Raw genomic sequence first — 24,834 nt, 5'->3', positions numbered from 1 at the left:
CAAACGTCGGGGCGCGGCTCGGCCTCATCGGTGGATACCGGGGGCGCGGTGCGCGCGGGGCAGGCCGAATGCGTGGGTCGTGACACGGATTCGGACGCGGCCAGGGGGTCCCTCCCTGGTCATTAAGACCATTGGGGGCGGTCTCGCTTCGGGGCGCGAGGCTCAGGCGGGGGCCCTCAGAAGGCGCACATTCGACACATACAACGAGCACCGGGCGTCATCTTCGCCTCGGTCGCAAGGGTGCGGCTGCTCGTCGTGGTCATGTGGGCAAGTAAAGCAGAAGCGATCAGAAACAGATCAGGGATGTCCGAATACCGGACATCCCTGGACTGCCATACGGACGGGCTCACTCCGCCGCGACGATCTCCACGCCACCGGCCGTGGCCTGCGCGGACACCGCCGAGAGATCCTGCACGACCACGTCGGCGACGAGCTCCTCGGCCCGGTGCGTTGTGGTCAAGGCCACGGTCGTCATGCCCGCCGCCCGGCCGGCCGCGAGCCCCGCCGGGGCGTCCTCGAACACCACACAGCGCGCCGGATCCACGCCGAGCCGGGCCGCCGCGAGCAGGAACGGCTCGGGGTCGGGCTTGCCCCGGGTGATGTCGTCGGCGGATATCAGGTTCTTGGGCCGGATGCCGGCCTCCGCGAGCCGGGCCTCGCCCAGCCTGCGGGTGGCCGAGGTGACCACGGCCCAGCGGTCCGCGGGAAGCGAGGCGAGCAGTGCGGCGGTGCCGGGCAGCAGCACCACTCCCCCGGCGACGTCCTCGACCTCCAACTGCTCGATGCGGGCGAGCGCCTCGGGTACGACGTCGGCGGGCAGCAGGTCGGCCACGATCTCGACGGCGGGGCGGCCGTGCAGCTCCACGCGCGCGAAGTCCTCGGCGGTGATCCCGTACTCCTGGGCCCATCTCGTCCAGCAGCGGGTGACGGACGCCATGGAGGAGACGAGCGTTCCGTCGTTGTCGAACAGGAGGGCTTCGGCATGGATCTTCATGTCTCCCGACCCTACGGGTGGGGGTGGGGGTGAGCGCATCGGGCCTTTCGGCCCGTAATACCCTCGACCCCATGCTCGACGCCCTGACGGTCGCGGTCGCCGCCGCGGCCCTCGCCCTCGCAGCCTGGTGCGGATTCGCCGCATACCGGGACCAGCCCACCAAGGACTGGCACTTCATCGGCATGGCCGTGGTCACCGTCCTCGCCCTTGCGCAGCTGGTGGTCGGCCTTGTGCAGCTCGGACGCGGCGAGAAGCCCGAGCAGGGCGTCGCGATCTTCCTCGCCTATCTGGCGGGCGCGTTCGCGGCCGTACCGGCCGCCGGGTTCCTCTCGCTCTCCGAGCGGACCAAGTGGGGCTCGGTGACGGTCTCGGCCGGCGCGGTGGTCCTCGCGGTGCTCGAAGTGCGTCTCTACGACATCTGGGGAGGCTGACCGTGACCGAGTCCGCCACTGACACCACGCCCGACCACAAGCTCGGCTCCGGGCCCGGCCGGGTGCTCGTCTGGTTCTACGGGGTGTTCACCGTGGCCGCCGCGTCCCGCTCGATCGTCCAGACGGTCCTGGACTTCGGCAAGGCGCCGCTGGCGTACGTCCTGTCCGCGATCGCGGCCTGCGTGTACGGCTTCATCACGTACTCGCTGGTGCGCGGCGGCGAGAAGGCCCGCCGGGCAGCCCTGGTGTGCTGCGCGGCGGAGCTCCTCTTCGTCCTGATCGTCGGCACCTGGACCCTGGCGGACGCCTCGGCCTTCCCGGACGCGACGGTGTGGTCGGACTACGGAATGGGCTACCTCTTCATCCCGGTGATCCTCCCGGTCCTGGGAATGCTGTGGCTGAGGCGCGCCAAGCGCTAGGCGCTCGCAGCGAACTCCTGAGCCGCCGCATCCTTCTCGAGGGTGATGAGGGAGAGCCGCGCACTGACCGGCTCCCTGCCGACGGCCGCGTACCCGTGCCGAAGGTACAGCCGCAGATTCGACTCGCTGCGATGACCGGTGAACAACCGGAAGCGCTTCGCGGCCAGCTCAGCCGCGAAGTGGGCCTCTATGGCGTCGAGCAGGCGCCCGCCGAGCCCGTGTCCCTGCATCCGGGGATGGACGATCAGCTTGCCGATGCGACCGGTGCCGGACGCGTCGACTGAACCCCGCACCGAGGCGACGACCTCGTCGCCGAGCCGTGCCACCAGGGCGTATCCCGTGGAGAGTTCGGCCCGGAGGCCGTCGAGGGTCTGGGTGAGGGGTTCGATCGAGTAGTCGCCGTAGAGCTCGGCCTCGCTCTGGTAGCAGAGGTACTGCAGCTTCAGTATCTGCTCGGCATCCTGTGCGCCGGCCGCAGAGATGGTCACGCTCATGCCCATGTGTGCATGCCTCTCGCTCAACTGGTCCCCGATTGTCTACCGCTCCTTTCCCCCGAGTTCAGGAGCGGCAACCTCCGCCGCCAGCATTCTGCGCAGGCATCCCAGGCAACGGGAACGCATCGGCCCCAGGCTGCCCTGTGAGATATCCAACTCCCCTGCGATTTCCCGGTAGGTGGGGTCCTTGGGCGAGAGCAGCGCGGCAAGCAGGCGCGGGCAGTTGCCCGGAGTGCGGCCGATCGCGGCGTGCAGGATGCGGCGCCGCTCGGCGGTGATGGCGGCGAGTTCGGGCCCGGGGTCCGGGTCGGCGGCGGGCGCGCTGCCGTACGGCCGCTCCTGGCGCCGCAGCCGGCGGGCGCGGCGCGCCTCGGCCCGCACGGCGGTGCGGACCCAGTGCACGGGGTCCGCCGGGTGCTGCTCCAACAGCCTTAGCCAGACGGCCTGTTCGAGGTCGGCGGCATCCATCCCGGTGCCGGGTGCCTCGGCCGCGGCCTCGGCGGCGACGAGCGGGCTGAGCTCTGTGACGAGATCCATGCCGGGCGGGACGCACCCGCCGCGGAAGCCGGTTTCCGCGGCGGGCACTTCTCACTCGTACGTGGGTGAAAGGGGTGGGGACGTCAGTGCTTGCGGAAGTCGGCGGCGGCGAGCAGCGCGGTGTCCGCGTTGTCGGAGAACACCGCGTCGATACCGGTCGCGAAGTACGTCTTGAATGCCCCGAAAGCGTCCCCGTAGCCGTTGGGGTCGGTGCCGCGCCGGAAGTCGGCGGGCAGGAAGGTGTTCTCGTTGCGCATCGTGTACGGGTGCAGGATCAGCCCCTGCGCGTGCGCGTCCCGCACGAGGGTGGTGGGCTTGGTGAGCCGGCCCGACGCGTCCTTGGGGATGATCAGGTCCAGGGTGGGGCCGATGCCCTGGGCATACGAGGCGATCCACTCCAGGCCTGCGGGCCTGACCAGGTCGTCGACGGTGCGCGGGTCGCCGCTCACCACGAAGTCCCAGGGCCTGGTGCCCGCGTTGGAGAGCAGCACCACCGAAGGCGTGTCGACCAGCTTCGCAAGGCGCTGGATGCTGCTGGGCTCGAAGGATTCGAGGAACTGCGGGGAGTCGGCGCGGTGGCGGCCGTAGCGGCGCAGGAGGGCGGCGACCCGGTCCTCCAGGGGCAGTCCGATGCCGCGGAAGTAGGTGGGGTGCTTGGTCTCGGAGTGCAGCCAGATCCGGCGGCCGAGGCGGCGGCCCTGCTCCTGCGCCCAGCGCAGGACCTCCTCGAAAGTGGGCACGTCCCAGCGGCCGTCGTACAGGGTGTTGTGCTGGCGGTTGCCCGGTATGCGCTCCTTGGCGCGCAGCGTCTTGAGTTCGGCGAGCGTGAAGTCCTCGGTGAACCAGCCGGTGATGGCCGTGCCGTCGACGGTCTTGGTCGTTCTGCGGGACGCGAACTCGGGGTGGTCGGAGACGTTCGTCGTGGCCGAGATGTCGTTCTCGTGGCGGCACACCAGGTGGCCGTCCTTGGTGGGCACCAGGTCCTGCTCGATGACCTGGGCACCGAGGTCGAGGGCGTGCTGGTAGGAGCCGAGCGTGTGCTCGGGCCGGTATCCGGCGGTGCCGCGGTGTCCGATGACGTACGGAACGGGCAGGTCGCGGTAGGCGGCCGGGCCGCCGTGGCGCTGGGCGGCCGAAGCCGGCGCCCCCGCGAGCCCGGTGGCCGCGGTACCGAGGACGGCCGCGCCCGCCGCCCCGAGCACGGTGCGCCGTCCGGGACTCATCCGCTCGCCGTCAGTCATGAACACTCCTCGGTCGTCTGTTCCCACTGGTGTTGTGCATATGTCCCGCACCTGTCAAAGCGAGGAACCGAGCGTAGGCGGACCGAGCTGAAAAGCGGGATGCTTTATGGGTACGCGGGGACGAAGACGGGCCGAACCTGGCCCAAACACATGTCAACAGTGCGTATCCACTTCGTGAACCCGATGTGCGATGAGCGGCGGCCCGCGAGTATCGTCCTCACCTGCACAGACATCCCACCCCCACCCAGACGACTCCGGAGGGCCCGTTGTCCCGCTTCGCGCTCATCAAGGCAGTGCTCGGACCGATCATGCGCCTGATGTTCCGCCCACAGGTGGAAGGCGCCGAGAACATCCCGGGCACCGGTCCAGTGATCCTCGCCGGAAACCACGTGACGTTCATCGACTCGATCGTGCTGCCCATCGTGTGCGACCGGCAGGTGTCCTTCATCGGCAAGGACGAGTACGTCACGGGCAAGGGGCTCAAGGGCCGCCTCATGGCCTGGTTCTTCACCGGGGTCGGCATGATCCCGGTCGACCGGGACGGCGCCAACGGCGGTGTGGCCGCGCTGATGACGGGCCGCCGCGTCCTGGAGAACGGGCAGATGTTCGGCATCTACCCGGAGGGCACCCGCTCCCCCGACGGCCGCCTGTACCGGGGCCGCACGGGCGTCGCGCGGCTCACCCTGATGACGGGCGCGCCCGTCGTGCCCTTCGCGATGGTCGGCACGGACAAGCTCCAGCCCGGCGGTGCGGGCATGCCGCGCCCCGGCAAGGTGACGGTCCGCTTCGGCGAGCCGATGGAGTTCTCCCGTTACGAGGGCATGGACCGGGACCGGTATGTGCTGCGGGCGGTGACGGACTCGGTGATGGCCGAGGTCATGCGGCTGTCCGGCCAGGAGTACGTAGACATGTACGCCACCAAGGCCAAGGCGGCCTAGCCGCGCTTCTCGGAGTGCCGAACCCCGGGGTGCTCCCTCCCCCTCAACTCCCTTGACCCCAGCTCTGCCAGGGGTGGGCTGCCCTCACCCCCCTGTGGGTCCGGGCGAGTTGAAGAGCTCCCGGCAGGACCAAGTGGCTCAGTGCTCGACCCCGTCGGCCAGCTTCTGGCCCCGCAGCAGGAACCACGCCGCGATCGCCGTGGCGAAGAGCACCCCCGCCCCCACCGCCGCCGCCGTCTGGAAGCCGGACGTGAACGCGTCCCGCGCGGCGGAGAGCATCGCCGATGCCTGGGCGGGGGGAAGGTGTACCGCCGCCTCTACCGCGCCGCCGAGCGAGTCGTGAGCCTGGGCGGCGACGTCCGCGGGGACGCCCGCCGGGGTCTCGAAGCCCCGGTAGATGCCGGTCACCACCGAACCCAGCAGAGCGATCCCGAGAGCCGCACCGAGTTCGTACGCGGTCTCGGAGACCGCCGATGCCGCGCCCGCCTGCTCCTTGGGCACGCTGGAGAGGATGACGTCGGCCGTCACCGTGAAGGCGAGGCCCGCGCCGAGCCCGCCCACGAACAGGGCGATGCCCAGGGACACCACCCTGGTGTCCGCGCCGAGCGCCACACAGGCGGCCAGCGCCAGGGCGACCGCCGTGAGGCCGCCGGAGACCGCGCTGCGCACGGAGGCCCGCCGGGCGATCGTGCCGGCCGCGAGCCCCGCGCCCACCGCGCCGACGGCGGCGGGCAGTTCGATGAGCCCGGCCTCCAGCGGCGAGCGTCCCTGGACCAGCTGGAGGAACTGGGAGAGGAAGAACACCAGCCCGGACAGGCCGAGGATGGTCAGCAGGTCGGCCAGTACGGCCCCGGAGAACCCCCGGTGGTGGAAGAGCCGGATGTCCAGGAGCGGCGAATCCAGCGTGCGCTGGCGGCGTACGAACCAGACGAGGGCGGCGATGCCGAGCACGGCCGACACCGCGATGTCCCAGCGGAACCCGTTGACCGCGGCCTCCTTCACCGCGTACACCACGGCGACCATGCCGACAAGGGAGAGCCCGACGCTGATGAGGTCCCAGGGACCGGGGTTCGGGTCGCGCGACTCGGGGAGCAGCTTGATGCCGACCAGGACCAGGACAGCCATCACCGGCAGGTTGATCAGGAAGACCGAGCCCCACCAGAAGTTCTCCAGGAGGAACCCGCCGACGACCGGGCCGACCGCGGCGCCCGCGGACGCGGCGGCACCCCAGATGCCCACGGCGAGGCTGCGCTCCCGGGGGTCGTGGAAGATGTTGCGGATCAGGGCGAGCGTGGACGGCATCAGGGTCGCGCCCGCGACGCCGAGCAGCGCCCGCGCCAGGATCATCATCTCCGGGCTCGATGCGTACGCGTTGAGCACGGACACCGCGCCGAACGCCACGGCGCCCAGGAGCAGCAGTTTCTTGCGGCCGATGCGGTCGCCGAGGCTGCCCATGGAGACCAGGAGTCCGGCGATGACGAACGAGTAGACGTCGCCGATCCACAGCAGCTGGGTGCCGGACGGCTTGAGGTCCTCGCTGAGGAAGGGCGTGGCGAGGCCGAGCACGGTGGCGTCGACGGCTACGAGCAGCACGGCGAGGACGAGCACCGCGAGCGCGAGCCAGCGGCCCATCCGGCCGACGGCGTGGTGCTCCCGCGGTTCGGTTGCGGTCACTTCTCCACGCTCCGCCGTACGCCGCCGAGCAGCAACTCGGCGATCATGTACTGGAAGTCCTTGGCGGCGACCCGGCCGTCCTGCACGGCCCAGGCGCCCGCGCCGATCAGCCCGTACAGGGCCTCGGTGAGCCAGGCCGGGGTGAGGTCGATGCGGAACTCGCCCCGCTCCTGGCCGCGCTTGAAGAGTGCCGAGACGCGGGTGTCGATGCGGGCCCAGCCCGCGTTCATCTGCTCGCCCTCGAAGAGCTGGTTCTCGGTGACGAGGAAGGCGAGGAGGCCCGCGACGGGCTCGACCTCGGCGACCATGCGGCGCAGCGCGTCCGAGGCCTCGCCCTCGTCGAGCCGGGCCTTGTCCAGGGCGCCCTCAAGCTCCCGGATGCCGAGTTCTTCGAGGGCCCTGACCAGGGCTTCCCGTCCGGCGAAGTGGCGATGAAGGGTGGCCCGGCCGATTCCGGCCGCGCGGGCGACCTCGTCCATGGTGGCGGTGGCTTTACGGGTGAGGAGGGCGGCGGCGGTGCGGAGCACCTGGTCTCGATCCACGGTCATGAGACAACCATAGCCCGAGTGAGACATCAACGTCTCACTCGGGCTATCGACGCAGACGGCTCCGACGGACCTACTTCTTCGCGGTCGCCCAGTCGTGCTGGACCCTCAAGTCGGCCTTGACCTCGGCGAGTTGAGCGGCCACCGCAGAAGGCGCCGTGCCGCCGCGGCCGTTGCGGGAGGCGAGCGCGCCCTTCACGTTGAGGACCGTACGGACCTCGGGCTTCAGGTGCTCGGAGATCTTGGCGAACTGCTCGTCGGTGAGCTGGTCCAGCTCGATGCCGTGCGCCTCGCACTCCTTGACGCACCCGCCCGCGACCTCGTGCGCGACCCGGAACGGCACACCCTGCTTGACCAGCCACTCGGCGATGTCGGTGGCGAGCGAGAAGCCGGCCGGGGCGAGCGCCTCCATCCGCTCCCGGTTGACGGTGAGCGTGGCCATCATCCCGGTGAAGGCGGGCAGCAGCACCTCCAGCTGGTCGCAGGAGTCGAAGACCGGCTCCTTGTCCTCCTGGAGGTCCCGGTTGTACGCGAGCGGCAGCGCCTTCAGCGTCGCCATCAGGCCGGTGAGGTTGCCGATGAGGCGGCCCGACTTGCCCCGCGCCAGCTCGGCGATGTCCGGGTTCTTCTTCTGCGGCATGATCGACGAGCCGGTCGAGAAGGCGTCGTGCAGGGTCACGAAGGAGAACTCCTTCGTGTTCCAGATGATGATCTCCTCCGCGATCCGGGACAGGTTCACGCCGATCATCGCGGTGATGAAGGCGAACTCGGCGACGAAGTCCCGCGAGGCCGTGCCGTCGATGGAGTTGCCCACCGAGCCGCGCTCGAAGCCGAGGTCGGCGGCGACGGCCTCCGGGTCGAGCCCGAGCGAGGAGCCTGCCAACGCGCCCGATCCGTAGGGCGATACGGCCGTACGGGTGTCCCACTGGCGCAGCCGCTCGGCGTCCCGGGACAGCGACTGCACGTGGGCCAGCATGTGGTGGGCGAACAGGACGGGCTGGGCGTGCTGGAGGTGCGTACGGCCCGGCATGGCGACGTCCGCGTGCGCCTCGGCGAGGCCGACCAGGGCGTCCTGGAGCTCGGCGATCAGGCCGCCGATGATGCGGGCGTGGTCGCGCAGGTACATCCGGAAGAGCGTGGCGATCTGGTCGTTGCGGGACCGGCCGGCGCGCAGCTTGCCGCCGAGGTCGGGGCCGAGGCGCTCCAGGAGGCCGCGCTCCAGGGCGGTGTGGCAGTCCTCGTCGGCGATGGTGCCGACGAAGGAGCCGTCGGCGACATCGGCTTCGAGCTGATCCAGGCCGGCGATCATCCGCTGGAGCTCGTCGGCGGTGAGCAGGCCCGCCTTGTGGAGCACACGGGCGTGCGCGCGGGAGCCCGCCAGGTCGTACGGGGCGAGCCGCCAGTCGAAGTGGACCGACGCGGACAGGTTCGCCAGCGCCTCGGCGGGACCGTCGGCGAACCGGGCGCCCCAGAGCCGGACGTCACCGTTGTTGCTGCTCACAGCTCAAGCTCCTCAGAAGGGATGGATGTGCCACCGCCTCCCCGCCGCGGAGGAACGGGGAGGCGGCCGTATAACGGGTCACGCTCACATGAAGTCGCGCCTGGCGGCGATCTCGGTGATAGGCATAACTATGCAGTGTTCCGTATGTTCTGTCAATGCACCCGATGCCGGACCGCCGGGCAGCGCACGGCTCGACGCTCACGCGGATCGCGCGTACGGAGCAACCCGCTCCGGTTCGGGCGGCCGGGTGCGGCGGGTGCGCATACGGTCCGGAGCATGCGCATCGCTGCCCTGCTCCTCGCGTCCCTGCTCGTCCCGCTCGCCGTGCCCGCGCACCCCGCGCGGCCGTTGCCCGAGCGGATGGCGTACACCGGTGGCGGAAGTCAGCTGATCACCGCCGAGGCACCCTCCCTCGGGGCCACCACGGGCACGCTCACCTGGTGGGACCGGCGGGGCGGGCGCTGGGTGGCGGCGGGCTCTGCGCCCGCCAGGTTCGGTGCGAAGGGCCTGGCCGAGGGCGACTCCCGGGTCCAGGGCACCGACACCACGCCGACCGGCCTGTTCACGCTGCCGTACGCCTTCGGGGTCGCGCCCGCGCCGCACGGCATCCACTATCCCTACCGGCACGCCACGGATGAGTCCTGGTGGTGCCAGGACAACGAGTCCCGCAGATACAACCGCTGGGTGGAGGGCCTGCCCCGGGACTGCCGGGCAGGCGAGTCGGAACATCTGACGGCGTACGCGAGCCAGTACGCCCGGGCGCTGGTCATCGGCTTCAACTACGGGCGGCCGGTGCGCGGCCGGGGCGCCGGGATCTTCCTGCACGTCAACGGGCGCGGCGCGACAGCCGGTTGTGTGTCGGTGTCCGCCGAGGCGATGGACCGGGTGCTGATGTGGGTGCATCCCCTGCGGCGCCCGCACATCGCGATCGGCACGACGAGCGGGCCGACCGCGATCACCCGGTACTGAACTCACTTGCCCCGGGCGGCAGTTGGGGGCCGAAGCCCCCAGCTCCCGTCAGCGGTGGTCGTTCTGGGCGAGCCGCAGCAGGTGGTCCGCGAGCGCCTGGCCGCCCGACGGGTCGCGGCTGATCAGCATGAGCGTGTCGTCGCCCGCGATCGTGCCGAGGATGTCGTGCAGTTCGGCCTGGTCGATGGCCGAGGCGAGGAACTGGGCGGCGCCGGGCGGGGTGCGCAGGACGACCAGGTTGGCGGAGGCCTCGGCGGAGATGAGGAGTTCAGCGGAGAGCCTGCGCATCCGCTCCTCCTTCGCCGATTCGCCGAGCGGCGCCTTCGGCGTGCGGAAGCCGCCCTCGCTGGGCACCGCGTAGATCAGCTCGCCGCCGGTGTTGCGGATCTTCACCGCGCCGAGCTCGTCGAGGTCGCGGGAGAGCGTCGCCTGGGTGACGCTCAGCCCGTCGTCCGCGAGGAGCTTGGCGAGCTGGCTCTGGGACCGCACCGGCTGCCGGTTGAGGATGTCCACGATCCGGCGGTGGCGGGCGGTGCGGGTCTGCGGTACGGCGGGGCCGCCCGGCTCGAAGTCCTGCGCCTCGTCGGTCATCGTCGTCTCATTCTCCGGATCGTCCGTCCCCGTTGACTGTGTCGAGAACGCCGGGCAGGGCCTGGAGGAACGCGTCCGCCTCCGCGTCACCGATGATCAGCGGCGGCATGAGCCGTACGACATCGGGGGCGGGCGCGTTGACCAGGAAGCCGGCATCCTGAGCCGCCTGCTGCACCTGGGGTGCGAGGGGCTCGTTGAGCACGATACCCAGCAGCAGCCCCGCACCACGGACATGGGAGACCAACGGGTGCCCCAGCGCCTCGATTCCGGCGCGCAGCTTCTCACCGGTCCGCTTCACCCGGTCGAGCGCCCCGTCGGCGGACAGGGTGTCGATGACGGCGAGTCCCGCGGCGCAGGCGACCGGGTTCCCGCCGAAGGTGGTGCCGTGCATGCCGGGCTTGAGCAGTTCGGCCGCGGCACCGAAGGCGACCGTCGCGCCGATGGGCAGTCCGCCGCCGAGGCCCTTGGCCAGCGTCACGATGTCCGGGTCGACGCCCTCGTGCCGCTGGTACTCGAACCAGCTGCCGGTCCGCCCGATGCCGGTCTGCACCTCGTCGAGGACGAGCAGCGTCCCGGTGGCGCGGGTGATCTCCCGGGCGGCCTTGAGGTAGCCGGCCGGCGGGACGGCCACGCCGATCTCGCCCTGGATGGGCTCGATGATGACGAAGGCGGTCTCCTCGGTGACGGCAGCCCGCAGCGCCTCGACGTCTCCGTACGGTACGTGCGTGACATCGCCGGGCAGCGGCAGGAACGGCGTCCGCTTGCCCTCCTGGCCGGTGAGGGCGAGCGCGCCCATCGTGCGGCCGTGGAAGCCACCGTCGGTAGCGACCATGTGGGTACGCCCCGTCAGCCGGCCGATCTTGAAAGCGGCTTCGTTGGCCTCGGCACCCGAGTTGCAGAAGTAAACACGCCCGGGCCGGCCGAAGAGCTGGACGAGGCGTTCGGCGAGCGCCACCGGCGGCTCCGCCACGAACAGGTTCGAGACGTGGCCGAGCGAGGCGATCTGCTGGGTCACGGCCTGCACGACGGCAGGGTGGGCATGGCCGAGCGCGTTGACCGCGATGCCGCCCACGAAGTCGGCGTACGCGGTGCCGTCCGCGTCCCACACGGTCGCGCCCGCGCCGCGTACGAGCGAGAGCTTCGGCGTGCCGTAGTTGTCCGTCATGACGTGCTGCCAGCGCTGTGCGAGCTCCTGGTTGGTCACCGCGCTCCCCCTTGTGTGTGCGGTACGTCTTGTCCGTCGGGCACGACCATCGTGCCGATGCCTTCGTCCGTGAAGATCTCCAGCAGGATCGAGTGCTGGACCCGTCCGTCGATCACGCGCGCGGTGTTGACCCCGTTGCGCACCGCGAACAGGCAGCCCTCCATCTTGGGGACCATGCCGGTGGAGAGCTCGGGCAGGAGCTTCTCCAGCTGACTGGCCGTCAGTTTGCTGATGACGTCGTCACTGTTGGGCCAGTCCTCGTACAGGCCCTCGACGTCGGTGAGGACCATCAGGGTCTCGGCACCCAGCGCCGCAGCGAGCGCCGCAGCCGCCGTATCAGCATTGACGTTGTAGACATGTCCGTCGTCCTGGGAGCGGGCGATCGAGGAGATGACCGGGATCCGGCCGTCGTCCAGGAGCGCCTGGATGGCGCCCGGATCGATCGCGGTGATCTGGCCGACCCGTCCGATGTCGACCAGTTCGCCGTCGATCTCGGGGCGGTGCTGGGTGGCGGTGATGGTGTGGGCGTCCTCGCCGGTCATGCCGACGGCGAGCGGCCCGTGCTGATTGAGCAGCCCGACGAGCTCGCGCTGCACCTGCCCGGCGAGCACCATCCGGACCACGTCCATGGCCTCGGGCGTGGTGACCCTGAGGCCCGCCTTGAACTCGCTGACCAGGCCCTGCTTGTCGAGCTGGGCGCTGATCTGCGGTCCGCCGCCGTGCACGACGACGGGCTTGAGGCCGGACTGCCGCAGGAACACCACGTCCTGAGCGAAGGCGGCCTTCAGCTCCTCGTCGACCATGGCGTTGCCGCCGAACTTGATCACGACGGTCTTGCCGTGGTGCCGGGTCAGCCAGGGCAGCGCCTCGATGAGGGTCTGCGCCTTGGGCAGTGCGGTGTGTTTACGGGTACTCATGGGCGCAGCCCATTCCTTGGAAGGGTGGTGGTGGGAGACGGGTGGGCGCTCATGAGCTGTACGCGCTGTTCTCGTGGACGTAGTCGGCGGTGAGGTCGTTGGCCCAGATGACGACGGGCTCGGTGGCGCCCGCGGCGAGGTCGGCGGTGATCCTGACCTCCCGGTAGCGCATGTCGACGAGGTCGCGGTCCTCGCCGACCGAGCCGTTCCTGCAGACCCAGACGCCGTTGATCGCGACGTTGAGCCGGTCCGGGTCGAAGGCGGCCTTCGTGGTGCCGATGGCGGAGAGCACCCGGCCCCAGTTGGGGTCCTCGCCGTGGATGGCGCACTTGAGCAGGTTGTTCCGCGCGATGGACCGCCCGACCTCGACGGCGTCGTCCTCGCTCGCGGCGCCCACGACCTCGATGCGGATGTCCTTGGAGGCACCCTCGGCGTCCCCGATGAGCTGGCGCGCGAGATCGTCGCAGACGGTCCGCACGGCCTCGGCGAACTCCCCGTATTCCGGGACGAGTTCGGAAGCGCCGGAGGCGAGCAGCAGGACGGTGTCGTTGGTGGACATGCAGCCGTCGGAGTCGACCCGGTCGAAGGTCTGCCGGGTCGCGTCGCGCAGTGCCTTGTCGAGGGTGGCGGCGTCGAGGTCGGCGTCGGTGGTCAGCACGACCAGCATGGTGGCGAGGCCGGGGGCGAGCATGCCCGCGCCCTTGGCCATGCCGCCGACGGTCCAGCCGTCCTTGGTGACCACGCTGGTCTTGTGCACGGTGTCGGTGGTCTTGATGGCGATGGCGGCCTTCTCGCCGCCGTGCGGGGAGAGTTCGGCGGCCGCCTGCTCGATGCCGGGCAGGAGCTTGTCCATCGGGAGCAGCACGCCGATGAGCCCGGTGGACGCGACGGCGACCTCGCCCGCGCTGTGCCCTTCGAGCACCTCGGCGACCTTCTCGGCCGTGGCGTGGGTGTCCTGGAAGCCCTTGGGGCCCGTGCAGGCGTTGGCGCCACCGGAGTTGAGAATCACGGCGCTCACCTCGCCACCCTTGAGCACCTGCTCGGACCACAGGACCGGAGCGGCCTTGACGCGGTTGGAGGTGAAAACGCCCGCGGCGGCGCGGCGGGGCCCGGTGTTGACCACGAGGGCCAGGTCCGGGTTGCCGTTCTGCTTGATCCCGGCGGCGATGCCCGCCGCCGTGAATCCCTTGGCTGCCGTCACGCTCACGGCGCAACTCCCATCGTGGAAAGGCCCGTCGACTCGTCGAGTCCGAGGGCGATGTTCATGCTCTGCACCGCGCCGCCGGCGGTGCCCTTCGTGAGGTTGTCGATGGCGCTGATGGCGATGACCCGCCCGGCGCTCTCGTCGTACGCCACCTGCACCTGAACGGAGTTGGATCCGTACACGGAAGCGGTGGCGGGCCACTGCCCCGCGGGGAGCAGGTGCACGAACGGCTCGTCCGCGAAGGCCTTCTCGTACGCGGCCCGTACGCTCTCGGCGCTGACGCCGTCCTTCGCCTTGGCGGAACAGGTGGCGAGGATGCCGCGGGACATGGGCGCGAGGGTGGGCGTGAAGGACACGGTGACGTCCTGGCCCGCCACGGCGCTCAGGTTCTGGATCATTTCGGGGGTGTGCCGGTGCCCGCCGCCGACCCCGTACGGGGACATCGAGCCCATCACCTCGCTGCCGAGCAGGTGCGGCTTGAGCGCCTTGCCCGCGCCGGAGGTGCCGGTGGCGGCGACGATCACGGCGTCGCTCTCCACGAGGCCGTCCCGGTACGCCGGGAAGAGCGCGAGGGAGACGGCGGTCGGGTAGCAGCCGGGCACGGCGATCCGCCGCGTCGACTCCAACGCCGCCCGCGCGCCCGGCAGTTCGGGCAGCCCGTAGGGCCAGGACCCGGCGTGCGCCGAACCGTAGAACTTCTCCCAGTCGGCCGCGTTCCGGAGCCGGAAGTCGGCCCCCATGTCGACGACGAGGACGTCCGGCCCCAGCTGCTCGGCCACGGCCGCGGACTGCCCGTGCGGCAGCGCCAGAAAGACGACATCGTGCCCGGCGAGCACCTCGGCGGTGGTCGGCTCAAGCGTGCGCCCGGCCAGCGGAACAAGATGCGGCTGAAGCGAACCGAGCAGCTGCCCGGCGTTGGAGTTCGCGGTCAGCGCCCCGATCTCGACCCCGGGATGCCCGAGCAGCAGACGCAGGAGCTCCCCGCCCGCATACCCACTGGCCCCCGCCACTGCCGCACGTACCGCCGCCATCGTTCCTCCTCGGTGATGGCATGACTATACGCAGCGATGCAGTTTTATGCAAAGGCGCGGGGTGACCGTCACCGGGCGTCGCGCAGGCGAAGAAGGTACGTCGCGGTCAGCGCAATGGCACGGTCCGTGTCGTGCGACAGCTCCACCAGGGCGCGGGAGGCCCGGGTGCCCGGGATGCCCGCCAGTGCCTGGGTCAGCCGTCCGCGTGCGGGTGCTCGCGTGGCGTCGTGGGCGAGGCGGTCGACGAGCCCGGTCGCGATCCGGTCGGCCGTGGTCGTGTCGCTCGCCAGCACGCTCAGTGCGTCGGCGGCGTCGGTGTCGTTCCTGCCCTCGACGATCATGTCGATGAGCGTCGGGACCGCGTCGGCCGCCCCTCGCGTTCCCAGCGCCAGAGCCGCGTATCCGCGGACCACGGCGTCGGGGTTCGCAAGGGCATCGCGCAGGTGTGTGTCGGCCTCGCCTTCGGGCATCTCGGCGAGGGACCGGACGGCGCGTTCGCGCACCGCGGGCACCGGTGAGCCGAGGCCTCGGGCCAGCAGGGCCGGGCCGTCGTCGCCCGATCGCGCCAGTGCCCATCGAAGGGCCCCGGCGACGTTCGGGTCCCTCTCGTTCAGTACCGCCTCGACCAGGGCGTCCACCGGCACCTCGTCGGCCGAGGAAAGGGCCGCGCGCTGGCGCACGTCGGCGCTCTTCGACCCCAGGGCCTGGAGGAGTGCGACGACTTGGAGGACGTCCTCCCAGCCGGCGGGGCCGGCGGCATCGATCCGGCGCAGCCGCGTGAGCAGCTCGGTCTCGGCGGCGATGCGTTCGCATGTCTGGCCGATGAGGTCGTCGACGAGCGCCGAGGGCGTGAAGTCGGGGTCGTCGAGTGCGCGTCCGATCTCGCGCAGCGAAAGACCCAGCGACCGCAGGCTCTCGATGTGGAAGATCCGCCGGATGTCCTGCTCGGAGTACTCCCGGTAGCCGGAGCCGGTGCGGCCCGAGGGCCGCACCAGACCGAGCGACTCGTAGTGCCGGAGCATGCGGGCACTGACCCCGGACCGCCGCGCCACCTCACCGATCAACACGCCTTATCGTCCCCCCTGGCCGGACCCGCCGAGAGCCACGACCCGCTTCGCCTCCTCGATCGCGAACTCGAATCCGGCGTCCGGCTCGCGCAGCAGCCGTTGGGTGGCGAGTGCGTGCGCGCGTACGCGCAGATCGGGGGCCGTCGTCGCAGCGAGCAGAGCCGGCGCGATCACGTCCCCCAGCGCGACCAGTGCCCGGCTGAGACTGAGCTGCGTCTCGCGCTCACCGCGCCCTAGCTGCGTCGCCAACACCACGGCCAACGCGGCCTCCTCGCCTTCCGGTACGAGTACGACCGCGGCCCGCCAGGCACTCCGAGCGACCTCGTCGTCGGCGTCGGACAGCAGCGTCCGCGTGATCGCCGGCCACGCCCGCCGGTCCCCGATCTTGGACAGCGTGTGCAGCGCCTGGCTCCGGGCCTGCGCACGCTCCGAGCGGACTTCGCCGATCAGCGCGGGCAGGGTCATGGCCACCGGGTGGCGCGTGAGAGCCCAGGTCAGCATGTCACGGACGAGGAACTCGGGCTCGATCGCGCATCGCTCGACGAGCTTGTCGACAAAGCGCGGGGCGGGCGCCGTGCCGAGCGCCAGCGCGGCTCGCAGCCGCACGGACGAACGGCCGTCCTCCAGCCCCTGGAGCGCCCGCGCCGCATCCGTGTCCTGCTTCGTGATCGTCATGGAGACCACCTCCTTGGCAAGCAGTGAAGGCCTTGTCACCGTGTCAAGGTCAAACAGGGCCAGGGCCCACCGCGCGAGGGCCGGTCGATCAGCCCTCGGCGATGGGCCGGCTCAACAAGCCGCCCGGCGGCTCTCCGGCATCAGGCCTTCATCGGGCAGTGCCCTTGAGGGTCTGCCGGATCCAGTCCGCGTAGGCGGGCACATTGGTGTAGAGGCCCGGCCCGGCCGAGCATGGGACCCCGGGGGCGCCCGGGCCCGAGGTGGCTCCGACGAGCTCCCACCGTCCGTGCCTGCCCTTCTGGAGCTGCGGCCCGCCGGAGTCCCCGAAGCACGCCATGGCCTCGGGCATACGGCTGATCGTGCACAACCGGGTCCGGTCCGCATAACCGGGGGCACATTCGGCCTCGGCGCCCCTGCGCGTGCTGAGCTCCCGCAACCGCTCCGCGAACTTCAGCTCGCTGTCGCTGGTGGTGCCGAATCCCAGGATGCGGGTCGGTGTGCCGGGCCGTCCGGGCCGTTCCGCGATCCGGATGGGCTTCTCGGTGACCGGGCGGTCCAGACGTACCAGCGCGAGGTCGTCCCGGTTGGCGGCCTTCCCGTCGCCGTTCGCATAGCCGGGGTGGACGACGATCCGGTCGATCGCCCTGACGGTCCCCCCGGACTTCCGTGCCTCGCTGCCGATCCGGACGATGCCGTCCAGCTCAAGGCCGTCGCCCCGAACGCAGTGGGCCGCCGTCAGCACCCACTGCGGATCGATCAGCGACGCCCCGCAGCTGCCGTCGTAAAGACCTTGTTTCGGGGCCGACTCCGGGATCGTCGCCATGAACGGGTAGCGCTCGGTGGGATCGGTCCCGTTGACGATCGCTCCGGCGCTGCCGGTCATCAGGGTGGCGCACGCGGCGACGGCGAGAGCGCCGACGGCAGCGGTGCGCGCCCCACGTCGGCCGACCGACTTCAAACTGAACATCCAGGGTTTCCTTCGCTCGTGGATCCGGACGCCTCCACACTGCTTGTTCAACATTCACCGGGCCATCCGGGTAGCAAGCCCGAACTCGGTAGGGACAGCCCCCCCTCGCCCCGCCCTTGGGACGGAGACGTCTCGCTGGGCGGCCGGTTCGGCCGGAGTGAGCCGGCCGGGACCCGGCAGGCCTCATGGCGCCGGGGCCGATGTCGGGCAACGCGACGGTGACGGTCAACGCGTCGAGGGAGACGAGGAAGAAGCCGGGCAGGGCGGCGCCGGGCACCACGGTGGATCCGCCCGGGCCGTCTCCCGCGCTTCGGATGCGGCGGAGGCAGCGGTGGGCTTGAGCGGGGATGTCATCGGTCGAAGTCCGTCCCGCGCGAGACCTTCTCCCACGCGGCGAGCTCGGCCCGCACCGAGTCCAGGTGCCCGACGAGGGAGTCCACCGCGTCGCCGCCGAGGGCGAGCCGCAGCGGGGTGTTCCCGGCGTCCAGGGCCAGCCGGATCGCCGCCGCCGCCTTCGCCGGGTCCCCGGGCTGGGTGCCGTCGCCGCCCTGCACCGCTTTGCGGGTGGCGCCGACCTTCTCCGCGTACGCCGGGTGCTCCGGGGAGAGGTGGGCCGCGTCCCTGCCGAACAGGTTGGTGCGGAACGCGCCGGGCTCCACGATCAGCACCTTGATGCCGAACGGCGCCACTTCGTCGGCGAGCCCCTCCGACAGCTGCTCAAGCGCCGCCTTGGTCGCGCTGTACGCGGAGAACCCGGCGAAGGACAGCTGGCCGCCGAGGCTGCTCATGTTCACGATCGATCCGCTGCCCCGCTCCCGCATCTGCGGAAGCAGCGCCCGGGTCAGCCGCGCCGGGCCGAAGACATGCAGCTCGAACAGGTCGCGCAGCTCCCGGTCCGTGGTCTCCTCGAACGCCCCGACCTGCGTACGCCCGGCGTTGTTCACCAGCACGTCCACCCGGCCGTAGCGGGCCAGGACGTCGGCGGCCACCGCGTCGATCCGCCCGCCGTCGGTGACGTCCAGGCCGATCGCCTCCACCCGGTCGGGGTGCGCGGCGACCAGGTCGGCCAGCGCTTCGGGCCGCCGGGCCGTGCCGATCACCGTGTCACCCGCGGCGACCGCGGCCTCGGCGATGGCCCGCCCGAAACCGCTGCTCGCGCCGGTGACCAGCCAGACCTTGCCGTTCTCGGTCATCTCTTCATCTCCTTGGTCAACTGCCGTACGGGACGGCCCCCTCAACGGATCCCATCCTTCATGCGGATCCGGGATCACGTCCAAGACCTGTTGTGATAGCCATGAGTTATGGACGTCCATGGACGCGATCTGCGCTACTTCGCCGCGGTCGCCGAAGAGCTGAACTTCACCCGGGCGGCCGAGCGGCTCTTCGTCTCGCAGCCCGCGCTCAGCAAGCAGATCCGGATGCTGGAGAAGCAGATCGGCGCGCCGCTGTTCCACCGGGACCGGCGGATGGTGCGGCTGACCGCGGTGGGGGAAGCCCTGCTGCCGCACGCCCTCAGGATGCTGGCCGCATGGGAGGCCGCCGAGGCGGCGGTGGAGGAGGCGCGGGCCGCCGAGCTGCACACCCTGGTGATCGGCATGTCCACCAGCCCGGGCCGCGGCCTTCTGCCCGCCCTGCGGACCCGGCTGATCTCCCGGCATCCGCGGGCACAGCCCGTCCTGCGGCAGGTCAACTGGGCAGATCCCAGCGCCGGGTTGGCGGACGGCTCCAGTGACGTCGCCTTCGTATGGCTGCCGCTGCCCGACGGCGACCGCTACCGGTACGCGGTGGTGGCCGAGGAACCACGCCTTGTGGCCCTCCCCCAGGGGCACCCGCTCGCGGCGCGGGCCGCTGCCGACGGCGAAGGGGCGGTGGACTTCGCCGAGCTCCTGGACGAGCCCGTACTCGCCCTCCCTTCCGAGGCCGGCCCGCTGCGCGACCACTGGCTGGCCCTGGACGCCCGGGACGGTGTCGCGCCGCGGATCGGCGGGGTGGTGGGCAGCGCCGAGGAGACGTACGAGGCGGTCGCCAACGGCCAGGGCGTGGCACTGCTCGCCACCGGCAACGCCCCGCTGGTCGTCCGGGACGGGGTGATCGCCGTGCCGGTCCGGGGCATCTCCCCGTCCCAACTGGCGGTGGCCGCCCGCCGGGACGACGTGCGGCCCCTGGTCCTGGCCTACCTGGCCGCGGCGGAAAAGGTGCGAGCGCGCACCTCCTGAGCCGAGCCGTCGCGCGGCGCGGCCGGCCGGCCACAACCGGGGTGCGGATGCCGCTGCTCGGTGCATAGGGTCGCCGGCATGGCATTGCGACCTGTTCAGGTGAACATAAAGGCCCTTGATGACGCGGCGATCGGCCGGTTCTGGGCGGAAGCGCTCGGCTGGGTTCTCTCCAGCGAGGCACCCGGTGTGACCAACGTCGAACCCGGCGGCGGGTTCGTCTGGCCGGACCCGGCCGCCGTATGCATCGACGTCGTGACCGTCCCGGAACCCAAGACGCCGATGAAGAACCGTGTCCACATCGATCTCGCCACCACTTCCGCGGCCCATCAGGCGGAGCTCGTCGCGCGTCTGACGGCGCTCGGCGCGACGCCCGCCGACGTGGGTCAGGGCGACGTGCCGTGGACGGTCCTGGCCGATCCGGAGGGCAACGAGTTCTGTGTCCTGGAGCCCCGGGAGATCTACCGGGACACCGGTCCGATCGCCGCGGTGGTGGTCGACTGCGCGGATCCGCGGGCCATGGCCCGGTTCTGGGACGAGGCGATCGACTGGACGCTGCACGAGGTGACCGACGACCGTGCGGTGCTGCGGTCCGCCAAGGGTGTCGGCCCGTATCTCGAATTCCTCCGCTCGCACGACGGGCACACCGTGCCGGACCGCGTCCATGTCGATCTGCTGCCGTACCCCGGCGACGATCAAGCGGCGGAGGTCGCCCGGCTGCGGGCCCTCGGCGCCACCGACGTCGGCCTCGGCCAGGGCGACGTCTCGTGGACGTGCATGGCGACGCCCGAGGGGCACGAGTTCTGCGTCCTGGGCGGGTCCTGACGCGGAGTCCGGGCCCGCTCGGGGAGCGGGCCCGGACCGTCGCGGGCACCCGTATCGGTGGAACGACCGATGTGCGCAGGGGAGCGGCCCGGCCATAGTCCACAGAGATCGTTCGCGGGCCGCCATGGGGGCGCCCGGTTCTGGAAGGGATCCTCTGTGGACGCGTATGCGGATCTGGTGTTCGTCGGCGGGCAAGTGGTCACGGTCGACGCGGAGTTCTCCGTGGCCTCGGCCCTGGCGGTGACCGGCGGCGTCATCACGGCCGTCGGCGGGCGGGACGACGTCGAGCCGCTCGTCGGCCCCGGCACCCGCGTCGTCGACCTTCGCGGGGCGACGCTGCTGCCCGGGATCAACGATTCCCATCTGCACGGCTGTGCCTTCGGGACGGCGACGCCGCCGCTCTCGCTCGACCTCGGCCATCCCGCCGTCTCGTCCCTGGCAGACGCGGCCTCCGCGGTGGCGGAGGCCGTCGGGCGGGTGCCGGGCGGGCAGTGGGTCACGGGGCACGGCTGGGACACCGCTTACCTCGACGAATGCGTGGCCGATCCCTCGCGGCAGCCCTCGCGACATGACCTCGACGCCGTCAGCCCGGACCACCCCGTCGTCCTGTACTCCTTCTCCGGGCACGCCACTTGGGTCAACTCCAAGGCCCTGGAGCTCATCGGGATCGACCGGCACACCGTCGCGCCGCCCGGCGGGGCCATCGTCGTGGACGCGGCCGGGGAGCCGACCGGACTGCTCCACGAAGGGGCCCAGGCCCTGGTCCAGAACGCGCTGCCGCCGCTCAGCCGGCAGGAGCGGACCGACGCCGTCCGCTCGGCCCTCGCCACGCTCGCCCGGCTCGGCGTGACCAGCTACACCGAGCCCGGCCTCGGCCCCGGCGGCGACGGCATCATGCGGGGCGCGCTCGGCGCGGAGACCCTCGATGTCTACCGCGGGCTCCTCGCCGACGGCGAACTCACCGCCCGCATAGGCGTGTTGCTCCTGCCCACCGGAATGGCGAGCACCGCCGACGAGTTCGCCCGTACGCTCACCGGACTCGGCGAGTGCGGCGACGCCGATCCGCGCCGGCTCGCGATCCACGGGGTCAAGATCTTCGCCGACGGCATCGTCCCCAACAGGACCGCCTGGATGCACGAGCCGTACGTCGGCGGCGGCTGCGGCTCGCTGTGCGTCGGCGGCGAGAACGACGCTGAGCGGATCGCCGAGATCCAGGCCATGATCGGGCAGGCCCACGCCGCCGGGTACCAGCTGGGCGTCCACGTCACCGGCGACCGGGCCTGCGACACCGTCGCGGATGCCTTCGCCGCGGCCATGGCCGAGCACCCGCGGCCCGACGCCCGCCACTACGTCATCCACGGCGACTTCCTCACCGCGCACAGCATGAAGGTGCTTGCCGCGCACGGCTTCGGCGTCAACATGAACCCCACCATCAAGTGGACCGTCGCCGACATGGAGGAGGAGTTCGTCGGCGCCGGGCGGGCCGCGTACGCGTGGCCCTACCGCGACGCGATCGACGCGGGCGTACGGGTCGCGAGCGGGTCCGACGCCCCCGTCACGCACCCGGACTGGCGCCAGGGCGTCGCCACCATGGTGCTGCGCGAGTCGAAGGCGGCCGGCCGGGTCAGCGGCCCCGAGCAGCGCATCGGTCTTGCCGAGGCGATCCGTACGTACACGATCGACGCGGCCTGGCAGGACTTCGCCGACGGCTGGAAGGGCTCCCTCGAGCCGGGCAAGGTGGCCGACCTGTGCGTACTCGACGGGGACCTGCTCGCCGCCGACCCGCACGACATCCCGACGATGCCTGTCGTGCTCACCGTCATGGACGGCCGGATCGTGCACGACACCCTGCGCGATTGACGCATTCCGGGCTCATGATCATCCTTGGCGGATGGCAGCGCACCGGAGCACAGCAGACATCCTGGACGCGGCGGTCCATGTCCGGGAGGCCGCCAGGAACGCGGCGAGCGGCGCGGCCGGCGTCGACACGGTCCTGGCGGCACTGTCGGAGGTACTGGACTACGACCACGCCTCCCTGACCAGGTGGGATCCGCTGCGCCGGCGCCACACCACCCTGGCCGGGAGCTACCCGGACGACGCCACCGCCTACATCGAGACCCGCCTCCACGACGACCCGGTGTTCCCCGTGCTCCGCGGCCCGGCCCGGGACGGCCTGTGGCTCCAGGACGTGCCCCCGCGGCTCCTGGCGGCATCGCCCGGTTTCCAGGACGTCCTGTCCCCCCTGGGCATCGAGGGCGGGGTGGCCCAGTGCCTGTTCGCCGCGGACGGCCGGTACGTCGGCATGCTGAACATCAGCACCCGCCGGCCACGGCACACCCCCGACCCGGCCCGCGCGGTGATCACCCTGCTCACGGAGTCGCTGGCGGCGACGGTCGCCCCGCGCCCGGCCGAGGGCCGCCCCGGCGGGCTCTCGCCCCGGGAACTCCAGGTACTTGCCGAGCTGACCACGGGCCGCACCAACCGCGAGATAGCCGAGCGCCTGTACATCACCCCGCGCACGGTGGGCACCCACATCGAACACATCCTGGCGAAACTGGACCTCCCCAACCGGGCGGCGGCCGCGGCGCGGGCGGCGGCTTGGGGGATCGAACCGCGAAAGCCCGTCGACCGGCTCACAGGGCAGGGCACCACCGGCGGCACCGGCATGCCCTGAGCGCACCACCCACCCCGCGTTCGCGTCAACCAGGCTGCTGGGCAAGGAAGTTGGCCCAGCAGAACGTGATCGTTCCCGAAAACCGCCTGCCCCGAAGCCCCGTTGAGATGATGTGGCCTTCCACGCCTGCCCGAGTCCAGGGAGCCCGCCATGTCCCGAACAGCCCAAGAGATCTTCCAGAGTTGCGTCCACGCCGGCGCCATGACCCGGAACGCCGATGCCTTTGCCGAGCTCTTCACCGCGGACGGCGTCTTCGAGGCGCCCCTCATGCCCGAAGGCGCCGCGTTCCCCAGGAGGCTGGTGGGTCGCGAGGAGATCCGTCGCGCGATGGCCGCGTACTACGAACTCCAGGGCAAGGACGGCCGCACCCCGAACCTGGAGAAATCCGGATACGTGCTGCACACCACCGCCGACCCCGACGTGTTCATCGCCGAAATCGACACGGTCTTCGACGGAGCGGGAGACGAGGACGACGTGTCGGTCTCGCTCGTACAGATCTTCCGCATCCGCGACGGGAAGATCGCTCGGCTGCGGGACTACTTCGCGCCGGAGTTGATGGACTGAGGACGCCGCGCAGGTCCCCGCCATCGAATCCGGAGTGCCGGTTCACCGTTCCGGGCGATGGCCACGGCGCGGAGCGAGCCGGTGAGCCGCGGGCCGAGGACGCACACCCACAACCCCACACCCCCGCACCTCACCCGGGCTAAGCTCCCCCCATGGCCCTGACCATGGATGACGTCGACCGGTTCGAGGCGGCCAGGCCGCGGCTTGAGGCCATTGCCTATCGCCTGCTCGGCTCTGCCGGCGAGGCCGAGGATGCCGTGCAGGAGACGTTTCTGCGGTGGCAGGCCAGTGACGTCGAGCGCATCGAGGTGCCCGAGGCCTGGTTGACGAAGGTGCTCACCAATCTGTGCCTCAACCAGCTCACCTCCGCCCGCGCGCGGCGCGAGACCTATGTGGGGCAGTGGCTTCCCGAGCCGCTGCTCGAAGGGGACCCGATGCTCGGGCCCGCCGACACCGTCGAGCAGCGGGAGTCCGTGTCCTACGCCGTCCTCGCGCTGCTTGAGCGCCTCTCCCCCAACGAGCGGGCCGTGTACGTGCTGCGGGAGGCATTCGCGTACGCGCACCGGGAGATCGCCGAGATCCTCGACATCAGCGAGGCCTCCGCCCAGCAGGTCTTCCACCGCGCCAAGAAGCACATCGCCGAGGGCAAGGCCCGTACCGAGATCGACGAGGCCGCCGCACGGCGGATCGTGGACGAGTTCCTCGCGGCCGCCACCAGCGGCCGGACCGAGCCGCTCGTCAAGCTCCTCACCCAGGACGCCATCTCCGTCGGCGACGGCGGCGGAAAGATCCCGGCCCGCGCGAAGGCCTTCGAGGGTGCTGTCGCGGTCGCGAAGTTCCTGCGGGGCCTGTTCAAGCCCGGCAAGGCCAAGCGTGCCCTGATCGGCGGCTCGGCCGAGGTCTACGCCGCCGCCGCCAACGGCGGCCCCGCCGTCGTGGCGGTCGTCGACGGCCGGGTCGTCGGCGTCATGTGCATCGAGGTCACCGCCGAGGGCATCTCCGCCGTCCGCAACCAGGTCAACCCCGACAAGCTCGGACGCGCCACCGAGCGGTGGGCGGCCTCCGAACACGGGGAGCCCCTGTTCATCGCCTTCTGACCCATGTGTGACCTGGTTCACATCACCTTCCTGTCAGGAAACTGCGGGCTGCCCGGTTCAAG

At 71.2% G+C, this 24,834-nt stretch carries 26 protein-coding genes; 10 read left to right on the top strand and 16 right to left on the bottom strand.

The window, feature by feature from the left end; all coding sequences use genetic code 11:
- Positions 1 to 346: 346 nt before the first annotated feature.
- A complete protein-coding gene (locus ABD346_RS18235; protein ID WP_344375997.1) occupies positions 347 to 994 on the bottom strand; it encodes an HAD-IA family hydrolase in 648 nt (215 codons plus the stop codon).
- A 71-nt stretch (positions 995 to 1,065) separates the two neighbouring features.
- Here ABD346_RS18235 and ABD346_RS18230 point away from each other — a divergent pair, with 71 nt between their 5' ends.
- Together ABD346_RS18230 and ABD346_RS18225 are read left to right on the top strand one after the other, a co-directional pair.
- The gene (locus ABD346_RS18230) at positions 1,066 to 1,425 is read left to right on the top strand and encodes a hypothetical protein (RefSeq protein WP_344375995.1); all 360 of its coding nucleotides are present in this window, start codon (positions 1,066 to 1,068) and stop codon (positions 1,423 to 1,425) included.
- 2 nt (positions 1,426 to 1,427) lie between these two features.
- Complete coding sequence (locus ABD346_RS18225) at positions 1,428 to 1,844, top strand: hypothetical protein (RefSeq protein WP_189962161.1); 417 nt, start codon at positions 1,428 to 1,430, stop codon at positions 1,842 to 1,844.
- Here ABD346_RS18225 and ABD346_RS18220 read toward each other — a convergent pair.
- The 3 genes from ABD346_RS18220 to ABD346_RS18210 form a co-directional block, all read right to left on the bottom strand.
- Complete coding sequence (locus tag ABD346_RS18220) at positions 1,841 to 2,344, bottom strand: GNAT family N-acetyltransferase (protein WP_344375993.1); 504 nt, start codon at positions 2,342 to 2,344, stop codon at positions 1,841 to 1,843. The genes ABD346_RS18225 and ABD346_RS18220 overlap by 4 nt on opposite strands.
- Before the next feature lie 36 nt (positions 2,345 to 2,380).
- A complete protein-coding gene (locus tag ABD346_RS18215; RefSeq protein WP_053723592.1) occupies positions 2,381 to 2,875 on the bottom strand; it encodes a sigma-70 RNA polymerase sigma factor region 4 domain-containing protein in 495 nt (164 codons plus the stop codon).
- 83 nt (positions 2,876 to 2,958) lie between these two features.
- A complete protein-coding gene (locus tag ABD346_RS18210) occupies positions 2,959 to 4,116 on the bottom strand; it encodes a glycerophosphodiester phosphodiesterase (protein ID WP_344375990.1) in 1,158 nt (385 codons plus the stop codon).
- A 317-nt stretch (positions 4,117 to 4,433) separates the two neighbouring features.
- On the opposite strand from ABD346_RS18210, the gene ABD346_RS18205 reads away from it, so the two are divergent.
- Positions 4,434 to 5,054, top strand: coding sequence for a lysophospholipid acyltransferase family protein (locus ABD346_RS18205; protein ID WP_381226118.1), 621 nt, complete (start codon positions 4,434 to 4,436; stop codon positions 5,052 to 5,054).
- Between the two features lie 138 nt (positions 5,055 to 5,192).
- Here ABD346_RS18205 and ABD346_RS18200 read toward each other — a convergent pair whose 3' ends face one another.
- The 3 genes from ABD346_RS18200 to argH form a co-directional block, all read right to left on the bottom strand.
- Entirely contained in the window at positions 5,193 to 6,686 is a 1,494-nt protein-coding gene (locus tag ABD346_RS18200) for an MFS transporter (RefSeq protein ID WP_344376269.1), read from the bottom strand.
- A gap of 38 nt (positions 6,687 to 6,724) precedes the next feature.
- Positions 6,725 to 7,276, bottom strand: coding sequence for a TetR/AcrR family transcriptional regulator (locus ABD346_RS18195; protein ID WP_344375988.1), 552 nt, complete (start codon positions 7,274 to 7,276; stop codon positions 6,725 to 6,727).
- A 70-nt stretch (positions 7,277 to 7,346) separates the two neighbouring features.
- On the bottom strand, positions 7,347 to 8,774 hold the full coding sequence (gene argH / locus ABD346_RS18190; RefSeq protein ID WP_344375987.1) for an argininosuccinate lyase: 1,428 nt from the start codon (positions 8,772 to 8,774) through the stop codon (positions 7,347 to 7,349).
- A 276-nt stretch (positions 8,775 to 9,050) separates the two neighbouring features.
- Between argH and ABD346_RS18185 the strand changes: the two genes are divergently transcribed.
- Positions 9,051 to 9,743, top strand: a complete 693-nt coding sequence (locus ABD346_RS18185; RefSeq protein ID WP_344375985.1) for a L,D-transpeptidase family protein — start codon at positions 9,051 to 9,053, stop codon at positions 9,741 to 9,743.
- Positions 9,744 to 9,791: 48 nt separating this feature from the next.
- On the opposite strand, the gene ABD346_RS18180 is transcribed toward ABD346_RS18185, so the two are convergent.
- The 9 genes from ABD346_RS18180 to ABD346_RS18140 all read right to left on the bottom strand — a co-directional run bounded on the left by ABD346_RS18180 (position 9,792) and on the right by ABD346_RS18140 (position 18,592).
- Positions 9,792 to 10,334 carry an arginine repressor gene (locus ABD346_RS18180; protein WP_053723584.1) on the bottom strand — a complete coding sequence of 181 codons (543 nt, stop codon included), beginning with the start codon at positions 10,332 to 10,334 and terminating at the stop codon, positions 9,792 to 9,794.
- A 7-nt stretch (positions 10,335 to 10,341) separates the two neighbouring features.
- Positions 10,342 to 11,499 carry an acetylornithine transaminase gene (locus tag ABD346_RS18175; protein WP_344376267.1) on the bottom strand — a complete coding sequence of 386 codons (1,158 nt, stop codon included), beginning with the start codon at positions 11,497 to 11,499 and terminating at the stop codon, positions 10,342 to 10,344.
- A 35-nt stretch (positions 11,500 to 11,534) separates the two neighbouring features.
- Positions 11,535 to 12,455 (bottom strand): acetylglutamate kinase, encoded by a 921-nt coding sequence (gene argB / locus ABD346_RS18170; protein WP_344375982.1) that lies wholly within the window; start codon positions 12,453 to 12,455, stop codon positions 11,535 to 11,537.
- A 49-nt stretch (positions 12,456 to 12,504) separates the two neighbouring features.
- Positions 12,505 to 13,662, bottom strand: a complete 1,158-nt coding sequence (gene argJ, locus ABD346_RS18165; RefSeq protein ID WP_344375980.1) for a bifunctional glutamate N-acetyltransferase/amino-acid acetyltransferase ArgJ — start codon at positions 13,660 to 13,662, stop codon at positions 12,505 to 12,507.
- The gene (gene argC / locus ABD346_RS18160) at positions 13,659 to 14,690 is read right to left on the bottom strand and encodes an N-acetyl-gamma-glutamyl-phosphate reductase (protein ID WP_344375978.1); all 1,032 of its coding nucleotides are present in this window, start codon (positions 14,688 to 14,690) and stop codon (positions 13,659 to 13,661) included. The genes argJ and argC overlap by 4 nt, the downstream gene beginning before the upstream one ends.
- 68 nt (positions 14,691 to 14,758) lie before the next feature.
- Positions 14,759 to 15,757: a MerR family transcriptional regulator gene (locus tag ABD346_RS18155; RefSeq protein WP_344375977.1), complete on the bottom strand. Its 999-nt coding sequence runs from the start codon at positions 15,755 to 15,757 to the stop codon at positions 14,759 to 14,761.
- A gap of 3 nt (positions 15,758 to 15,760) precedes the next feature.
- A complete protein-coding gene (locus ABD346_RS18150; protein ID WP_344375975.1) occupies positions 15,761 to 16,432 on the bottom strand; it encodes a HEAT repeat domain-containing protein in 672 nt (223 codons plus the stop codon).
- 148 nt (positions 16,433 to 16,580) lie between these two features.
- Positions 16,581 to 17,399 carry a S1 family peptidase gene (locus tag ABD346_RS18145; protein WP_344375973.1) on the bottom strand — a complete coding sequence of 273 codons (819 nt, stop codon included), beginning with the start codon at positions 17,397 to 17,399 and terminating at the stop codon, positions 16,581 to 16,583.
- A 350-nt stretch (positions 17,400 to 17,749) separates the two neighbouring features.
- On the bottom strand, positions 17,750 to 18,592 hold the full coding sequence (locus tag ABD346_RS18140; protein WP_344375971.1) for an oxidoreductase: 843 nt from the start codon (positions 18,590 to 18,592) through the stop codon (positions 17,750 to 17,752).
- 108 nt (positions 18,593 to 18,700) lie between these two features.
- On the opposite strand from ABD346_RS18140, the gene ABD346_RS18135 reads away from it, so the two are divergent.
- The 6 genes from ABD346_RS18135 (at position 18,701) to ABD346_RS18110 (ending at position 24,772) form a co-directional block, all read left to right on the top strand.
- Positions 18,701 to 19,615 carry a LysR family transcriptional regulator gene (locus ABD346_RS18135; RefSeq protein WP_344375968.1) on the top strand — a complete coding sequence of 305 codons (915 nt, stop codon included), beginning with the start codon at positions 18,701 to 18,703 and terminating at the stop codon, positions 19,613 to 19,615.
- 78 nt (positions 19,616 to 19,693) lie between these two features.
- Entirely contained in the window at positions 19,694 to 20,437 is a 744-nt protein-coding gene (locus ABD346_RS18130) for a VOC family protein (RefSeq protein WP_344375967.1), read from the top strand.
- A 156-nt stretch (positions 20,438 to 20,593) separates the two neighbouring features.
- Positions 20,594 to 22,297 carry an amidohydrolase gene (locus ABD346_RS18125; protein WP_344375965.1) on the top strand — a complete coding sequence of 568 codons (1,704 nt, stop codon included), beginning with the start codon at positions 20,594 to 20,596 and terminating at the stop codon, positions 22,295 to 22,297.
- 31 nt (positions 22,298 to 22,328) lie between these two features.
- Positions 22,329 to 23,111, top strand: coding sequence for a helix-turn-helix transcriptional regulator (locus ABD346_RS18120; protein ID WP_344375963.1), 783 nt, complete (start codon positions 22,329 to 22,331; stop codon positions 23,109 to 23,111).
- A gap of 150 nt (positions 23,112 to 23,261) precedes the next feature.
- Positions 23,262 to 23,675: a nuclear transport factor 2 family protein gene (locus ABD346_RS18115; protein ID WP_344375961.1), complete on the top strand. Its 414-nt coding sequence runs from the start codon at positions 23,262 to 23,264 to the stop codon at positions 23,673 to 23,675.
- 152 nt (positions 23,676 to 23,827) lie between these two features.
- A complete protein-coding gene (locus tag ABD346_RS18110; protein ID WP_344375960.1) occupies positions 23,828 to 24,772 on the top strand; it encodes an RNA polymerase sigma-70 factor in 945 nt (314 codons plus the stop codon).
- Positions 24,773 to 24,834: the final 62 nt, after the last annotated feature.

It is taken from the genome of Streptomyces mauvecolor (assembly GCF_039532965.1).
GTDB classification, from domain to species: Bacteria; Actinomycetota; Actinomycetes; order Streptomycetales; family Streptomycetaceae; genus Streptomyces; species Streptomyces violascens.
The sequence above is the reverse complement of the archived record's forward strand: the minus strand, read 5'-3'. Positions and strand labels throughout refer to the sequence as shown.

Bases quoted from the DNA above. Each gene is read 5' to 3' on its own strand.
- ABD346_RS18205 (WP_381226118.1), top strand. From the start codon at position 4,434: ATGTTCCGCCCACAGGTGGAAGGCGCCGAGAACATCCCGGGCACCGGT.
- ABD346_RS18110 (WP_344375960.1), top strand. From the start codon at position 23,828: ATGGCCCTGACCATGGATGACGTCGACCGGTTCGAGGCGGCCAGGCCG.
- ABD346_RS18140 (WP_344375971.1), bottom strand. From the start codon at position 18,592: ATGACCGAGAACGGCAAGGTCTGGCTGGTCACCGGCGCGAGCAGCGGT.
- ABD346_RS18210 (WP_344375990.1), bottom strand. From the start codon at position 4,116: ATGACTGACGGCGAGCGGATGAGTCCCGGACGGCGCACCGTGCTCGGG.
- ABD346_RS18120 (WP_344375963.1), top strand. From the start codon at position 22,329: ATGGCAGCGCACCGGAGCACAGCAGACATCCTGGACGCGGCGGTCCAT.
- ABD346_RS18135 (WP_344375968.1), top strand. From the start codon at position 18,701: ATGGACGTCCATGGACGCGATCTGCGCTACTTCGCCGCGGTCGCCGAA.
- ABD346_RS18180 (WP_053723584.1), bottom strand. From the start codon at position 10,334: ATGACCGACGAGGCGCAGGACTTCGAGCCGGGCGGCCCCGCCGTACCG.
- ABD346_RS18130 (WP_344375967.1), top strand. From the start codon at position 19,694: ATGGCATTGCGACCTGTTCAGGTGAACATAAAGGCCCTTGATGACGCG.
- argC (WP_344375978.1), bottom strand. From the start codon at position 14,690: ATGGCGGCGGTACGTGCGGCAGTGGCGGGGGCCAGTGGGTATGCGGGC.
- ABD346_RS18220 (WP_344375993.1), bottom strand. From the start codon at position 2,344: ATGGGCATGAGCGTGACCATCTCTGCGGCCGGCGCACAGGATGCCGAG.
- ABD346_RS18115 (WP_344375961.1), top strand. From the start codon at position 23,262: ATGTCCCGAACAGCCCAAGAGATCTTCCAGAGTTGCGTCCACGCCGGC.
- argB (WP_344375982.1), bottom strand. From the start codon at position 12,455: ATGAGTACCCGTAAACACACCGCACTGCCCAAGGCGCAGACCCTCATC.
- ABD346_RS18200 (WP_344376269.1), bottom strand. From the start codon at position 6,686: ATGGGCCGCTGGCTCGCGCTCGCGGTGCTCGTCCTCGCCGTGCTGCTC.
- ABD346_RS18195 (WP_344375988.1), bottom strand. From the start codon at position 7,276: ATGACCGTGGATCGAGACCAGGTGCTCCGCACCGCCGCCGCCCTCCTC.
- ABD346_RS18215 (WP_053723592.1), bottom strand. From the start codon at position 2,875: ATGGATCTCGTCACAGAGCTCAGCCCGCTCGTCGCCGCCGAGGCCGCG.
- ABD346_RS18230 (WP_344375995.1), top strand. From the start codon at position 1,066: ATGCTCGACGCCCTGACGGTCGCGGTCGCCGCCGCGGCCCTCGCCCTC.
- ABD346_RS18150 (WP_344375975.1), bottom strand. From the start codon at position 16,432: ATGACGATCACGAAGCAGGACACGGATGCGGCGCGGGCGCTCCAGGGG.
- ABD346_RS18185 (WP_344375985.1), top strand. From the start codon at position 9,051: ATGCGCATCGCTGCCCTGCTCCTCGCGTCCCTGCTCGTCCCGCTCGCC.
- ABD346_RS18235 (WP_344375997.1), bottom strand. From the start codon at position 994: ATGAAGATCCATGCCGAAGCCCTCCTGTTCGACAACGACGGAACGCTC.
- ABD346_RS18145 (WP_344375973.1), bottom strand. From the start codon at position 17,399: ATGTTCAGTTTGAAGTCGGTCGGCCGACGTGGGGCGCGCACCGCTGCC.
- ABD346_RS18175 (WP_344376267.1), bottom strand. From the start codon at position 11,499: ATGACGGACAACTACGGCACGCCGAAGCTCTCGCTCGTACGCGGCGCG.